This is a genomic window from Opitutus terrae PB90-1, assembly GCF_000019965.1.
GTDB classification, from domain to species: domain Bacteria; phylum Verrucomicrobiota; class Verrucomicrobiia; order Opitutales; family Opitutaceae; genus Opitutus; species Opitutus terrae.
Window position 1 is genome coordinate 530,298 of the sequence record NC_010571.1, and the last position, 15,330, is coordinate 545,627.

The following is a 15,330-nucleotide window of genomic DNA, read 5'->3' on the forward strand; positions in this document are numbered from 1 at the left end:
CGCGTTGAGTACAGATTAGGCATCTCGGACCAAAACCACATTGGCCATGAGATCCGAATGCCGGACCGTCTCCACGCACCGATAGCCCGGGAGCAGGGAAAGGAAACGGTCCAATCCGAGGTGCGCCTCGGCCAGAATGATGTCGAAATTGAGCCGCTTCGCCCGTGCGAGATCCTCGACAATTTCGTATTCGGCGCCCTCCACATCGAGCTTCAGCACGCGTAGCTCGCCCGTCTGGGTGGGTGGCAGCGTCGCAAATGCGTCCGAAGCCTTCTTGATCTGCACCGTCTTTTTCTGCGATTGGCGCTTCCGCTCCGGCGTCCAGTAGGAGGCGTAAAACTCCGGCATGATCGTCGAGACGCCATCCGAAGCCTCTTCGTAAATGAGCTCCGCCGTCTTGTTCTCGCCGCCCAAACCGATGCAGAACGGGGTAATTTTAGGGGCAAGCGTCGGATTCAGCGCGATATTATCCAGCGCCCACTGATACGGCACATCGAACAGCTCGAATCCGTAGACTGCGCGGCAGGCGGGATGGCTCGCAAACCACAAGGCCGCATACCCGCGGTTCATGCCCACGTCATAGATCACGAAGGGGCGATCGACCAACGCTCGTAACGAGCGATACTCCTCTTGGGCGAAGAGCTCGAGCAAGACGTAGAAATAGGCATCCGTCGCGAATCGCACGCCATCCTTCGTAAGAACCATTCGTTTCGTGGTGGCATCGTAGCTCACGAACTGGATCCCATTCATCAGCGCGGCGAAGAGGAAATAGTCGATGTTCGGAATCGTCAGCGGCTCGGTTCGCCCCCTAAAGTAGGCCATCCGAAAAGCCTGATAAACAACCCCGGGTATGGCGGCGGTGCGCCGCAACTCCGTCAGCTCGTTACGCAGGGGCTGCAGCTGGGCCGCCATGGCACGGCGGACGGCTTGCTCGAGATCGGACAGCGCCTGCTGACTAGTCGCTGCGTTTGGGCTCGGTGTGGCCCGAGAGTGTAAATCGGGGATCATGCGAATAATCTCCTAGGCAACCTGCCGCACCAATCTGGCTCCTCCCCTTGAAGCGACTGGAACGTATTTTCGCAGGTTTACCACCTGGCCGGTGTCCAACGGCTGAGTGTACGCCACGATTAGTTCAGCCACCTCGGTTGGATCCAGCGGGTCCTTGTTAGTCACACGGCTGGTCGTGATCATTCGCGTATTCACACAGCCGGGATTGATGCAGTTGATCTTGACCTGGCACTCGCGCGCGAGAACCGGAGCTATCCCTTCAACAAAATTGTTCACGGCCGCTTTGGAAGCCGCATACAGCGGAATGTTCTCCCGTCCCTTCGTGGCAGAACTCGATCCGACCACGACGATCGCACCTCCGCGCATGGCCCGGCGAGCCAGGTCAGTGACCGAAACCACCGAACGGAAGTTCACGGCAAACAGCGAATCGACATCCATGGCGCTGCTGGCGTTGCTCAGCACGCCGGCGGAGTGAATGACAGCGTCCCATGGACGCAGAAACGCCGGCGGGATCGTCGGCGAGGCCAAGTCCCATTCGTGGCGGGTCGGTGTAGTCACGACGGCTCCATGGGTGCGGAGCAGCTCGTGCACAACAGAGCCAATGCCGCCCGTCGCGCCCAGCAGGAGGATCTGCTTCCCCCGAAGGTTGAGCTGGGGATTGGGATTCCCGGGCTGATACTGCAGGATTCGCTCCGCCACGAAGAGATCGTGCGGATAGGTGATCTTCAGATTGAACGGAGACCCCTGCACGACCTTGCAGCGCCCGCCAGAGCGCAGGAAGATACCCACGTCGTCTGTCGCCGTCAGCCGGCCAAGATTCGCTTGGTAGGCTTCGTGCAGCGCGCCGAAGCGAAACCCCTGCGGCGTTTGACCGCGCATCAGCTTGCTGCGATCGGGAATGCTTTCCACGAATCCATCGGCGACCTTCACGATCGTGTCGTCCGCCGGGATACAAACATCGACGGCATCGTTCTCCCGCAACGCGTCGACACAATCCTTCAGGATCTGCTCGGTGACGAAGGGGCGCGCTGCGTCGTGAATAATGACGTAATCCGTGTCGGGATCACACGCCTGCAGAGCATTCCACGTCGATTCGTTGCGGGTGTTCCCACCGGCAATGTTGACATCACCGATCGCGGCACGCGGGTGATCCAGCCATTCTGGCGACAGCGCAACGATTATCTTGTTGAAGAGCCCGGATGTACGAAAGGTGGCCACAGCATGCTCGATCACCATGCTGCCATTGAGGAGGCAGAACTGCTTCGGGACGTCGGCCTCGAACCGATTGCCGGAGCCGCCCGCGAGAATGATACCGGTGACTTTTTTCATCTTGTTCCGTTGGTTGGTGGCTCAGGCGAGGACTGTGACCGCCTCGGACGTCCGTTCGGCGTGCTCCGCTGCGAGCCGCTCCTCGACGGTTTCCTTGATCAGTTGGCCGACCCCCTCGGCCGGCACATGCATGAATTCGTGGTAAGCCGCCCGTCGTTCCGCACCGCGCGCGTCGCGGGCGGCCGCAACGTCATCGAGAAAGGCCTCGATCTCGCTCTCGGTTGTTGCCGTCGCGCAGTAGTCGCGCACGAAGTCGCCGTCGTGGTTTAGCCCTGGGCCATCCGGATTATGAAGGTAAAGGATGGGCCGCCCCGTGGCACCATACTCGAGCAAGAACGACGATGCGTCGGACATCAACGCCGTGGAGGCTGCAAATGCTGGTAGATAAGATGGCCGTCGATCCAAATGGATGTTCCCTGCGGCCTCGCACCGGCGGAGGAAATCGGCGATCTCCGCTGCACTCGCCACGCCACGCTTTTCGAGCGATGCGAAGAACAGCGGATGCGGGCGAAGAATGAAGGCCATCTCCGACCGGCGGGCAAAGGCCTCCGGGAGGTAGCTACGCCAACGCAGGAAGGTCGAAAAACCGGTCCCGAACTCTGAAAGGCCAGGCCGCACGTCAAATTGTGGATTCCACAACACCGCCTTCCGGCTGCCAATGAATGCGTCGAGTTCCGCGTCACGTGCCGTCTCGAGGTTTCGCAACGCGTCCATTTTCGGATGGCCTGTGACCTCGACGTGTGCGTCGCCCACATCGCACCGCTGTGCAAAAAGGGTTTTGTGCCGCGGTGAGCGCGCGCAGATCATCCAGGCAAGCTGATGGAGCGGTTGGTTAAAAAGCAGCGAGAGATTCTCCTCCCCCCCTCCAATCTCCAAGGCATAGGGGACGTAAACCAGACGGGGCGCGAACCGCAACAGATCGGAGATTTTCCAGCCAGAGGGCCGCGTGACCTCATACGGCGACTGCACGAATGCGATGTCGGCACAACCCGCAGCACGCCGAAACTGATCCGCTCGCACATACAGTATTTCCAACTTGTCGAGGAACCCGTAGATCGCGTCGCGCTCCTCCGGCTTTGCGTAGTAAGGGTGTTCGTACGGCAAGGCCACCACGGTCACCTCACAGGCAGGATCTGCCGCGAAGGCAGCGTAGACCGAAGCCAGGCTGGGCCAGAAAGGCGGATGCTGCAGCACGAACAGGACTCGATAGCTGCTGGTGGAGACCGGACGCGGCTCAGGGGCATTGCACCAGCGGCAATGATGACGGAGCGCATCGTGAATCCGGCGTTGGTGCTTCAGCTGATGGCCGAAATGAAAGTGTGAATGTGGAGCTAAAGGATCGCGCTCACGGAGCATGCCGACAGCGTCCGAGTGCAGCTTCCAGTCTCCGATCGTGATCGCAGCATCAGCAACCGCATGGATCGTTGCGATTGCGACCGGTGCCAGAACGAGCGCCTTCCGGAAGGCGTCAGCGGCTTCCCTATTCTGTCTCCCCTTTGACAGGATATGGCCAAGTCCCATCCACGCATCGGCCGTGTCCTCCTGTTTCAGTGCTTGGAGCAGTGTGTCGGCCGCCTCTTGATAGTTCCCGAGCTCGCTGTGGATTCTGCCGAACAAGGCGTACGCTCCGCGCAGTCCTGGTTCAAGCTCAAGCGCCTTGGCGACGAAGACTCCGGCGCGCTTCCAGTCGCGTTTGGTCGCGAGGTCTCGGGCCGTGTTCAACAGTCGCTGAGGTAACTTGGGGGTGTACGAGCCGCGCGTCAGATCTGCCGTCAACGATTGCAGCCGTGGATCCAAAGGCGCAATTCCTCGAAGCGTTTGAAGAAGCTTGGTCGCCAATGGTCGATTGCACGCCTCCAGGGCCAGATCCGCCATGGTCACCAGCGCATCCACATCCTTGGGGTCTTTCGCGAGCGTCGCTCGGGCCAACTCCAGCGCGCGCGCGTAGTCGCCCGCGTGGAGATGCCGCCAGCACGCAGAGTGAAGGAGTCTGGCTTCCTCGATCTCCTGTGGATCTCGCGCGAATAAGCCGATCTCACGATCGATCGGCTGAAGTCCCGCAGCAGATAACGCCGCTGCGACGCTGGACTGCGCCGCATCAACAACCCACACGCGGGCGGCCTGGCTCAGGCTCACCTGATCGAGCGTGCAGCCACTGACCACCGCGAGATCATTCGCGCTACTAAAACACGAGGCGGCCGACACTCGGGGCAGCGTGGCAAGCATCTCGGCGGCATCCTTTGATACTGCTGCATCGATTGCGATGGCAACGGTCTCCTGCTGCCGATGAAGTTCCTGCACCCGTTCGTAGACTTTGATGGCGCTGTCGCGCTGCCGCGGAGCATCGGCGAACCATGCTTTCACCTTCGTCGGCGGCAGGACAAACTCCGGCACGGGTACGCCGTCGAAGACGATGTGTTCGAAAGCCAGCCGGCGTTTCTCTTCGCCGAAAAGTTGGTCTAACCAAGTCACACCCCGTTTCGCAATCGCAGCAGCTTCGGTCGGATGCTTCAGATAATGGGCCGCAGCCTCCAGCAGTTCAGGTTCGCTACGATAGCTCGCTAGCTGGTTTCCGCTCCATAGCTGATCCATCCCTGAACTCGGAGCGAGTTGATCGGTCAGCAGCATCGCCCCTGACGCGAGGATCTCAAAAACCCGGAGATTCAAATCGCCATTCAGGCTGACATTCAGTCCGATCGCCGAGGAGCCATAGAACTCCAGCCCCTCCCGCTGCGGAATCTGTTTGGCGCCCACGGGTAAACCGGCTTGCGCAAGGGCCCCGACCAGCCGGGCGCGTCGCGGATGTAGGCCGCCGGTCTGGCCAACAAATGCGATCTGTCGGCTGCGCAGCTCCCAGCTCTTTCTGGCCCGCGCCACCTGGTCGTCGCTGTGCGGAAAAGTGAGGCCCGGGAACCAGAACAGATTTTTCAATCCCGCAGACCGGAAAAACTCCAGATGATGCCGATCATACAAGACTATGATCCGATCGTAGGGCTCCGAGGTGGCATACTGCAGCATTCCAGAAATCGGTGCTCGGAGGTGATGGGTGTCCGCCACCAACAGCACTTTGGGACCTCGAAAAGCGCGCAGGTTAGCGGGCAGATTCCGCCGAGCCGCATCGACTAGGCACACCACCACGTCCGGCCTCTGCGTCGCCGGCAATCGCTTCACGAACGGCTCCACGTCGTACGCCCCGACCGGAGATTTCAGCGAGACCACCTTCCCATCGACCACTCGATCCGGCCAGTCCGGGCCACAGTTAACCTGTGACACTCCCAGCAGTGGGGGCGCCATGTAGCTGGCTGGGCTTCCGGTAAAAAAGAGGACACGCATATGTGAACTACCAGCGCCACCCATTGCTGGGCTCCCTGATCTCTTGCATCAGGCGTTTTGAAAGAAAGAAAGCGTCAACCGAGGCCAAGCGGTGCCACTCGGAGAAGTACGGATTACCAATCTCAACGAGAATGAAACCCCGGCCGCGCAGGGCCTCGCTCAGCTCTGTGAGGAGGGGTGTTTCCGGGCCATATCCACGTTCCAGCCACGCCTCCAGGAACAACAGATCTGTGGTATCAAGGAGTGCTCCAGCCCCCTCGAGGATAAGGGCCTCCGCTCCTTGCGAGTCCACTTTGAGCACCGAAGGCGGCGGAATGTGTTGTGCCTGGACATACTCATCCAGTCGCCAGCAGGGTATCTTCAGCTTCGAAATGTTGCTGCCCCATATCGGATGGAGGCTGGAACTGACTCCATCGGGTGTCATGTGGATTGTCTGCTCGCCCGTCTGGTTGCCGAGCGCGATCGCATGCAGCGAGAAGCTGGCGTGCGAGCTAAGGACGCTCTTCATCGGCGCTTCATAGTCGGGGAAGTGACCAGCAAGCGGTTCGAACAAGTGAAACTCTGCCGCGGAAAATACTTCAGCCGCCATACGGGACCAGTATCCCTTCGCTGCTCCCACGTCGTAGATCACACGTGGAGAGTAACCGTACGACGCGAGGCGTCGGAAAAACGAAGTTTCAAATTCTCCGGCTGGTTTCATGAGATCCCAAAATTCAGACTGCTCCGGCCATCCTGACTGCCGTGTTTTGATCCGGAACAGGTGCGTTCCAAGAAGCTGGCAGCACTCGACGTCCCGAGAGAGAACGCCAGAGCCAAGCCTCGGGATCTGGCAGAACATACCGCGGCGCGACGGCTCGGGCGTTAGCAAGAAACCGTTGGCGGGTATCGGGCTCGGTTATCCGCCTGATCGCACGCTGCGCCTCGTCCGGGCGGTAGCTCGTGCAAAGCCCAACCCCATGGCGAAGCACAAACCGGCCGGCCGCAGTGTCAGGGCTGCCCAGCACCAGCATCGGTGTGCACGTTTTCGTCAGGACGAACAGCATCCGAGAAGGCAAGCTCAGCCGGGAGAAGGACTCATTGTCCTCCGTTTCATCCAGCATGCCGCTCGGGATAACGACAAACGGATACGTCGCTATCCGCCGGATGAGATCGCGTTCGGGCAGGAAGCCAGCGCAGTGAATCCCGTCATTCGCCAATGCGAGCGGGTCGACGCCCAGCCATGCCGCTTTGGGACCGCTTCCAAACCAGTCGATGGTCAGACCGGTGGCGCGAGTAAAGGCCCGCAAGCGCTCGAACTGAGCGAAGGTCCAAACATTGCCCAGCATCGCCGCACGATTGGCCGGCGCCGTACTCCTATCCCAAACATTGACGACGGCGTCCGCGTTCGAGGTGAGCACGGGGGGCGCAAAGTGGAACGTGGTCCCAAACTTCCGCTCGTAGGACGCCGTCATTTCTTCCGAGATGGCGAGCCGCAGATCCGAAGCTTCGAACAACCGCTTCGCGGCGGAATCGGGCACGTTCGAAGTATAGACATTCTGGTCGTCCATCACATAGGTGCAAAGGGGCGCGCCCGTCAGTTCACGCGCCAGATAGCCATGATGGAAATCGGCGAGGTAATAGGGGACGCACAGGATTCGTCGAATCCGGCGTCCGTCGAGGAGCAGGCTCAGATCGCGGCGAATCGCATTTAAGGACAGCCCAGCCGATGGCGCGACCATGTTGATGGCCCCAAAGGACTCTTCGCCCTTGTACTGCGTGCGCGAACGCAGGGTGACGAAGGAGTGCGACGCGGGGAAAAAACGCTTAAGGAGAACGCCCACGCCGTGGTGCTCGTTGACCTCCAGGCCGCACACCAAAAGATCGTAGGCGTCTCGCGCGGCCCTTGGCGGAATTCTCGCCGACGGCGAGATTTCCCCCTTGGGGATGTTCGCCTGACCCTCAGCCAGCAGGAGCCATCGCTTGGCCCGCAAGTTGCCCGGCTGAGCCTGAAGTATCTGAGCAAGTACCGCACGGGCGCGCTCATGGTTTGTGACCGTAAGCGCGGCCCAAGCCACTAGGAAATGGGAGCGGTAGTCGACGTCCCGACCATGCTCGAGTGCTCGCTCTGCGGCGACTAGCGCGGCCGCTGCATCTTCGATCTGCGCGTACGCTTCCGCCAGCGCCCGCCAAGCCGCCGCCTCCGAAGGCGCAAGCTCCGTTGCCCGCTGCAACGAGGTCAACCCATCGCGAATGTTCTCGGATCGCATCAAACTCCGTCCCAGGAGGAGGTGCGCTTCGGCCTGATCCGGATCGCTCCGCAGAACCTCGCACGCACAGCTTCCAGCGCGCGCCCATTCTTTCAGCCCAAAGTAGGCCCACCCGGTGGCCAGAAGTCGGGGCACGCGTCGCGTCGCTCGACCTGGCATCAAGAACTCGTCCAGTGCGCGAACCCGGGGATCGAGCGGAGCGATCGCTCGCGCGTCCTTGATGATCTTTTCCAGAAAAGAACGATGTCCGGCCTCGAACGCCAACTCCGCGAGGACGGCCAGTACCTCGACGCTGCGCGGGTTCTTTCTCACGGCCGCTTGGGCCAGCGGCAGCGCCGCCGCAATCTGCCCCCGTTCCATCAAGAGCCGAGCCTCCTGCAATTCGCCCAACGTCGGTGCCGCAGGACGGCGCGCCGTTCCGCTCACATAGAAACCTTCGGCCTCGCCGGATCGCACCAGCTTCAGCGCGGCGAGCTGCGAGGCCACCCCCTTTGGGACCTGTCCGGCGATATCCCAAATTAAAATACGTGAGGCTGTCGTTCCGGCCGGCAGCTTAAAACAATCGCTCGATTGCACCTCGAGGTCGACCGCTGCCACAGGATCCGTCGCAGGCTCAACGCGCGGCAGGGTTGTCCAAAGGCTGCAGATTTCCGCCGGTACATCGGGCGCGCAGCGGACGACCACACGTTCGCGCTGGCGGTGCATCTCCTGGACGCACTCATACGCACTCACCAACCCGTGGCTGAAATGAACTGAACTTGCTGTCGTCCGGCACAAGCCCGGAAAGAGCGGCGGCGGCGTGCCGTTGAACACCAGTTCCTGGAACAAGGTGCGTCGCTGGTCCGAGCGGAAATGCTGATCGAACCACGTCGCCCCTGCGGCCGCGATTCTCGCCGCCTCCTCGGGGTGGCCGAGATAGTGCCTGGCCCGTTCAACCAACTCAGGAAGCGACCGGTAGGTCGCCATTTCGCGTCCTTCAGCCCACACCTGACCGAGCCCCGCGGCCGGACTTAGCCAATCCGTGAGCAGCAGCGCGCCGCTCGACAGAATCTCGAAAATTCGCAGGTTGAGGTCGCCATTGAGGCTGGCGTTCAGCCCGATGCTTGACCGGCCGTAGTGCTGGAGCCCTTCGGTTTGCGACAGCACAGCGCGAGCAACCGGGAGACCGCCATCGACAAGTCCATCGAGCATCCGCGTGCGCCGTGGGTGCAATCCGCCAGCTTGGCCCACGAACGCGATCTGCCGCTCCCGCATTGATTGCCGGCTCGACGCTACGAGCGCGTCGGAGTGCGGAAACGTCAGCCCCGGAAACCAATACAGGTTCCGCAATCCGGCGTGCTCGAAGAACGTCGCGTGGTGCCGATCGTACAGGAATACGACACGATCGAACGGTTCACTCGTGGCATATTCCAGCATCCTGCTGATGGGCTGTTGCAGGTGGTGAGTATCGGCAACGAGCAGAATCTTGGGGCACGAAAACTGCGCGAGATTTCGCGGCAGATTCCGCCACGCGGCATCGACTAGACAGACAACCGCATCGATCGGTTGATCGGAATCCAGCTGTGCTGCGACGGTGGCGAGATCGTATTCCCCGACCGGCGTCGCCAAGGAAAAGTAGTAGCCGTCGACTTCCTCGTTCGTCCAGTCCGGTCCGCAGTTTACCTGCTCGTCACCGAGCAGCGGTGGCGCCATGTAGCGGGCCGGCGAACCTGTCGCGAACAGGACGCGCATGACTCAGCAGCCGAGGCGGGCGGAAAGCGCTGCGATCTGCGGGTGATTCGGCGCGTGGCGCTTCAGCTCGGTGAACGCATCGCGCGCGAGGTCAGTCGCGCCGACGGCTTCCGCCAGGTCGATCAACATCAGCCACGCCTCCCCGTTCGTGACGTCGAGCTGCAGACTCGTCTGCAAGGCCTGAATCGCCTCACTGCTCTGGCCGTTTCCATGCATCGCCTGCGCGAGATAGAGCCAGCGCGCCGCGTTCGCGTCGGCGGCTTCCACCGCGGGCAACAGGTAGTCCACGGCACGCGCGACCTGACCGAGGCCCAACAGGGCTCGGCCGAGGAGTGCACGGGCCACGGCGTTTGCCGGCTGCGCCCGCAGCATCTGCCGCGCTTCGGCGGCTGCATTGAAATAGTCAGCGTCACTCAACGCCTGCTCGGCCGCCCGCAGATGCTCCGGCAGCGCGATCGCGTCGCCGTTGATTTGGATCGGCCCGTCGTTGCCGTGGAGCTTTCGCTCGCCCACGGAAAGCATTTCGTCGAACGCGGACTCCAGCACATCGCCGAACGCGTCGCCGGTCGCGAGCGCGTCGAATGGCCAGGCCACGCACGCCATCGTGCTGCGAATCCGTTCCGCCAGCCCGGCGCGCTGCTCGGCGTTGCGCGCGAGTCCTACCACCAGCCCGTTCATCTCTTCAGCGCGTGGCGCGATCAGTTCGCTGCAGCCAATCGAGCGTAGCAGCGCTGCCACGCGTTGACCGCGCAGATGCGCGCCCGCGTGCGTCACCACTGGCACGCCACGGCTCAGCGCCGCTACCGCCGCCGCATCCTCGCCGCTGACGTCGAGATAAACGTCCCCCAATGAAAGCACCGCCTCCAGCTCGTGTTGCGAAGCCGGCACCGCGGTAAGTAGTACGCTGCGGTCATCAGCAATTCCAGCCCCGGCCAGCGCGCGATCGATCGCCGCGCAGGCGCGTGCTGCGATGTCCGCGTCAACAGCATCGGCGCCCGTCCGCTGGAACAACAACCGGCTGTTCGGCACCGCCGACAGCAGCCGGCTCCACGAAGCCAGAACCTCCGGTGTGATCTGGGTCCAGTCCGCCGCGGCAGCGAACACCACCGCATCCGCCGGCAGTCCAACGTCGGCACGCGTGATCTGCGTCTCGACCGCTCCGGTGCCCGTCACAAAATCGAACGTTCGCGCAGGCCCCGCCATCACGGCCAGCCGCTCGCTGAACTGCGCCGGATCCTTGTCCACCTCGGTGAACGCCCCCGCCACGAACACATCGATGTTCACGAAGCCGGTCGTGCCCCCATGGTGGGCCGACGTCGCAACCTGCAGCGGCGCCAGCCGCGCCGTCGCCAGTTTCGCGAGGTCGCCAAAACTGCCTGTCAGTTCGCCACAGAAAACCAGCACGTCGAGCATCGATCCAGCGATCAGGGCCGCCTGCTCCGCCACGTCTGCCGGCAGGGTCTGCACCTGCGCGGCGCTTTGCCGGACCGCGCTTTCCCAACGGTTCTCAGTCGGTCGCAGGATAAAAACCTGTGTCTCGAACCGATCCGGATCCAGATGACCGAGCAGCGGCATCGTAGCGTGCATCGCCGCGCTGCCATCGAATTCCGGCACCACAAATCCCAACCGCAGCAGCCGCCCCTCGCGACCGATCGCCACCGGCGGTTCGACGCTGATTTTTTTCCGTTCGAGCCGCGCGATCAGCCGCGCGTGCAGCTCGGCGTGCCGACGGAGGCTCTGCGAACTCAACCGCAGCAGCGCCTGGTTCGAACGAGTCTGGTAATGGTCCAGCGCCGTACGGACGGCAAGCGCCCCAGGATTCCGCTCCACACCTTCGACCAGCTTGGTGAGCTGTCGCTCGCAGTGCGCCGCGTAGGCGTCTGCCTGCCCCGGTGCCGCGAAACTCTCCGGCACGGCGAACAGCCACTCCGCACAGGTAAGCATCAACCACTCCGGCACACGCTCCAGCTCCGGTAAAACGGCGATCGCCCACGCCGGCCGCAGCAGCATCTGCGCAACCAGCCCTGGCCAGCCTTTCGCGACCGGAACCGCGGCATCGCTCACGGCCAGTCGCTCCTGCACTCCCGCGGCCACAACCTTGCGGATCAATTCGCCGAGATCCGCACGCAGGATGGCATCGGTCGCGCTGTGCGGCAGCGCCGCCGCCGCGTTCGCCGCAGCCTGCACGGCGTTGCTGAAATTGGTCCAAGCTTCGGCCGACGCCGGTGCCGCCAGGTAGGTCGCGAGACAACTCCGGGCTGCTGCAACCGCGGCCGCGCATGGCTGCGCAGCAGACGGCTTGCCGTCCGGGGTCGCTTGAGGGGTTTGTGGCGTGACGAAGGGTTGAGGCAAAAGCGCGTCCAGAGGCATGGGACCTCGGCAGATGCAAATTTCACGCCGGGACGACTTAACGACATACAAGCTGCTGTTAAACAGCAGCTAACCCGTTTTTTTTACAGGCCTGATCATCACGTGCCGACGTTTCCCGACGTGCCGGCAGAAATTGCCGGCCTCTATTTGCATGCTCCCACCACGGAGAGCCGCTCGAACGATGATGTAGCCGGGCTCGACGAACCCAGATTTCGGCGGAGGGGATGTCCTGTTCCGAGGTCAGCGACCTCGGCTACAGGCTTTTCAAGCCCGCCAGCCCGCCTCAGCTCACCGCGGCGCGCACCGGGCCGAATTGCTCTAAAGCTGCTTGTAGCGCGTCGTCGACTTCCTCGGCGGCAATCTCGCCGTATTCGAACTTGGCGGGCAGCGCCTTCCAATAGTCCAGTTCGCCCGGGAACCGATGGCCGCCACGCTCCGCCGCCCCCGAGGCCACATTAAGCAAACGCGCCAGCGGGGAACCCTCGCCCGCAGTGAGATAGTGGTCGCGGATTCCCTCCACCGTCTCCGCGGGGAACCTCCACTCCTTCAGAATGATCGCGGCCGCCTCACAATTGTTCATCCCGACGAAGTTCACCTCCCACGTGGCGAGCGGCCCGGCCGAGTGACCGGGATAGCTGCCGCGATAGCTGCCACTGCGCGTCAGCCCGTCCAAGGCGATCTTGCCCATCGAGCGCAACAGCCCCGCCGTGTACGCCAATCGCGCATCGACGCCGGCGCGCGGCGCGAGGATCTCCGCCACCAAAGCGGTGAGCAGCGCATTTTCGCGCACCTGCGCTCCGCTCACGCCGTAGATTGCCAGCGGCTTGTCCGCAACCTGCGACACCGCCGCGAAACCCGTTAGCCGGTAAACCTCCATGTAGCCGACGCGCGCGAGGGCCTCCTCCAACGAGGCATAAGGCTGTCCGGCATTGTAGAAGGCGCTGTTGCTGATCCGGATGATGCGCGCCGTCAGCGAGGCATCGCGGCGCAGCAGCGCCGTGACTTCGCTCATGTCGGAGTTCGGGTCGAGCAGCAGATGACCGAGCTCGGCGAGAATGCGCGGGGCCGCGGGAATGGATTTCGCGACATGCAGCAGCGTCTCGCGCGGAATAGGAGTGGCGCTCATCGGAGCGTCTTATCGACTAAAACGCAGCCGACGTGAAGCCGAATTCCCGCGCCGTGACCATCGCAGGCGCACCTCACTTTTCTGACAGGACCGGACACCCCTGCCACGCGACGCTCACGTTCCGAGGGCTCCGTGACGCAAGCACCACTCGCCCCAACACTGCCGCAATCCCGCCGCGAATCGGGCCGCCTGCGCCGGATGATCAAGCAGCGGACTGCGCTTCAGGCCCTCGCGCAAATCCCGGCGCAGTTGGGCGCGTCTCGCCGGATCCGCGGCGAGCGCCAGCGCGATGGCCACGTAGTCATCCGCAGAGTGCGCGATCCATTCCGAATGACCGACCGCGCTCAGCAGGCTCACGCCTACGCGCGACGAATGCCGGTCTCCCGCCAGCGTCACCACCGGCACACCCATCCACAAGGCCTCGCAGGTCGTGGTCGTGCCATGATAGGGGAAGGTGTCCAGCGCCACGTCGACGCGATGGTACAGCGCCAGGTGCGCTGCGGTGTCGGGAGTGCGTTCAAGCAGTTCAACGCGGTCCACGGGCAACCCGGCCGTCTCCATGCGGGCGACGTAGCGCCCGCGCGATTCAGGCTCCGACAGGCCTACCCCTTTCAGGAGCAGCCGGCCGTTCGGCACCTGCTTCAACAGCCGGCCCCACACGGCCAGCATCGAATCGGTGATCTTCGAGAGATTATTGAAGCTGCCGAACACCACCGATCCATCCGCTGCCGGTTCACGCGTGTTGGGTGCGAGTGAGTCGGGCGGCGCAAGATAGGCCCATGCCGTCGGCGCAAACCGCACCAGTTTCTCCGTCGCCAACGCGTCCGCCTCACCCGGCGGGTCAGCGAGCGCGTCGGTGAAACGATAATCCATCGCCGCGACACCGGTCGTATCGGGATAGCCGAGATAGGTGATCTGCACTGGTGCCAGCCGATGGGCGAAGATCGGCAGCCGATTGAATCCCGTGTGGCCGGCCAGATCGATCAGGACGTCCGGCGCGTCTTCGCGGATCGTGGCCTCCACGAAGGAATGCGAACGTCCCACGAAATTTCGCCACACCGCGGCGCGCGTCCGAAAACGCGCGGTCACCTCGTCTTCGCGCGGGTGATTGTGGTAGAGACACAGCTCAAACTCCCGCGGATTCAGGTGCTGCAAGAGCGGCTCGATAAAGTAGGCGCAGGCGTGAAGCCGAAAATCAGGCGACAGCACGCCCACCCGCAGCCGCCGGTTCGGGTCTGGCACGTTCTTGAACGCCTGAACCGTGGGCCCGCCGGCGATTCGTCCGTACTCCACATGCTCCGCGAACAGTTGGTCGCGCGAAACCCCTTCGAGGTAGTGCAGCGCGAACAACCGGTAGCTCCGCGCCTCGAGATTTCCCGGCTGCCGGGCGAGCACGCGGCCATAGTCTTCCACCGCTTCGGGAATCCGGTTCGTTTGCTGCAATGCTTGCGCGCGACCAAACCGCGCCTCGGCGTGATGCGGGTCGATCGCGAGCGCGCGTTCGTGACAGGCAAGAGCTTCCAGGGGTCGCGCCGCGAGACTCAACGTGAGGCCGTAGTTATACCACGCCAGCGCGTCCTTCGGCTCCAACTCGATGGCTTTCTGATAGCAGTCGATCGCCTCGCGCAGCCGGTTTTGGGTCTTCAGGCAGTGGGCCAGGTGCGTCCAGGCTTCGTGCAGCTGCGGCTGGCGTGTCACCACGCCACGCAGATGCGCCTCCGCTTCCTTGTGTCGTCCCAGCGCCACGAGCACCATGCCCAACTGCATCGCACAGGGCGCCGACTGGGGGTTCACGCGCAACGCCCGTTGCAGCAGATCCGCGGCCTCGGCCATTCGGCCCAACTGGAAGTTCACCAGGCCGAGCAGGTGCAGCGCTTCGAAGCTTTTGGGCGCGCCCAGCACCGCCTGCCGGTATTGTGCCTCCGCCTGAACCAGCCGTCCGGCGCGATGGTGCGCCGCGCCGGCTTGCAGCAGGGAAATGAGTTTGGCGGAGGTCACGGTTGAAGGAGATGGATCCAAGCGCGGCCGGCGGCCAGTCCGAATCACACCGGCTCGCGCATGCCGGTGCTCATTCGCCCTTCTCGCCGCCAATGATTGCGTTACCACTCAAGCCGCAACCGCACGGACCGATTAACCTCTCGCCGAGTGCGTCTTCGCCCCCGGCTCTGTTTGTCTCGTCATCGATGC

The 15,330-nt window shown here is 62.9% G+C and carries 8 protein-coding genes; all 8 read right to left on the reverse strand.

The features are described 5' to 3' along the window. Nucleotides 1-15 precede the first annotated feature (15 nt). The 8 genes from OTER_RS02285 to OTER_RS02320 all read right to left on the reverse strand — a co-directional run bounded on the left by OTER_RS02285 (nucleotide 16) and on the right by OTER_RS02320 (nucleotide 15,141). A complete protein-coding gene (locus OTER_RS02285; protein ID WP_044891493.1) occupies nucleotides 16-912 on the reverse strand; it encodes an FkbM family methyltransferase in 897 nt (298 codons plus the stop codon). Nucleotides 913-1,020: 108 nt separating this feature from the next. After that, on the reverse strand, nucleotides 1,021-2,337 hold the full coding sequence (gene ispD / locus OTER_RS02290; protein WP_012373283.1) for a 2-C-methyl-D-erythritol 4-phosphate cytidylyltransferase: 1,317 nt from the start codon (nucleotides 2,335-2,337) through the stop codon (nucleotides 1,021-1,023). A 21-nt stretch (nucleotides 2,338-2,358) separates the two neighbouring features. Continuing rightward, nucleotides 2,359-5,670: a glycosyltransferase family protein gene (locus tag OTER_RS02295; protein WP_012373284.1), complete on the reverse strand. Its 3,312-nt coding sequence runs from the start codon at nucleotides 5,668-5,670 to the stop codon at nucleotides 2,359-2,361. Nucleotides 5,671-5,677: 7 nt separating this feature from the next. Then, nucleotides 5,678-6,370, reverse strand: a complete 693-nt coding sequence (locus tag OTER_RS02300) for an FkbM family methyltransferase (RefSeq protein ID WP_044891495.1) — start codon at nucleotides 6,368-6,370, stop codon at nucleotides 5,678-5,680. 13 nt (nucleotides 6,371-6,383) lie between these two features. After that, complete coding sequence (locus OTER_RS02305) at nucleotides 6,384-9,647, reverse strand: glycosyltransferase (RefSeq protein WP_012373286.1); 3,264 nt, start codon at nucleotides 9,645-9,647, stop codon at nucleotides 6,384-6,386. 3 nt (nucleotides 9,648-9,650) lie between these two features. After that, nucleotides 9,651-12,017 (reverse strand): tetratricopeptide repeat protein, encoded by a 2,367-nt coding sequence (locus OTER_RS02310; RefSeq protein WP_012373287.1) that lies wholly within the window; start codon nucleotides 12,015-12,017, stop codon nucleotides 9,651-9,653. Nucleotides 12,018-12,300: 283 nt separating this feature from the next. Beyond that, nucleotides 12,301-13,143: an HDOD domain-containing protein gene (locus tag OTER_RS02315; protein WP_012373288.1), complete on the reverse strand. Its 843-nt coding sequence runs from the start codon at nucleotides 13,141-13,143 to the stop codon at nucleotides 12,301-12,303. A 114-nt stretch (nucleotides 13,144-13,257) separates the two neighbouring features. After that, entirely contained in the window at nucleotides 13,258-15,141 is a 1,884-nt protein-coding gene (locus OTER_RS02320; protein WP_012373289.1) for an O-linked N-acetylglucosamine transferase, SPINDLY family protein, read from the reverse strand. Between the last annotated feature and the right edge of the window lie 189 nt (nucleotides 15,142-15,330).

Coding starts and splice junctions, on each gene's coding strand:
- OTER_RS02285 (WP_044891493.1), bottom strand. CDS start 912: ATGGCGGCCCAGCTGCAGCCCCTGCGTAACGAGCTGACGGAGTTGCGG.
- OTER_RS02305 (WP_012373286.1), bottom strand. CDS start 9,647: ATGCGCGTCCTGTTCGCGACAGGTTCGCCGGCCCGCTACATGGCGCCA.
- ispD (WP_012373283.1), bottom strand. CDS start 2,337: ATGAAAAAAGTCACCGGTATCATTCTCGCGGGCGGCTCCGGCAATCGG.
- OTER_RS02300 (WP_044891495.1), bottom strand. CDS start 6,370: ATGAAACCAGCCGGAGAATTTGAAACTTCGTTTTTCCGACGCCTCGCG.
- OTER_RS02310 (WP_012373287.1), bottom strand. CDS start 12,017: ATGCCTCTGGACGCGCTTTTGCCTCAACCCTTCGTCACGCCACAAACC.
- OTER_RS02295 (WP_012373284.1), bottom strand. CDS start 5,670: ATGCGTGTCCTCTTTTTTACCGGAAGCCCAGCCAGCTACATGGCGCCC.
- OTER_RS02315 (WP_012373288.1), bottom strand. CDS start 13,143: ATGAGCGCCACTCCTATTCCGCGCGAGACGCTGCTGCATGTCGCGAAA.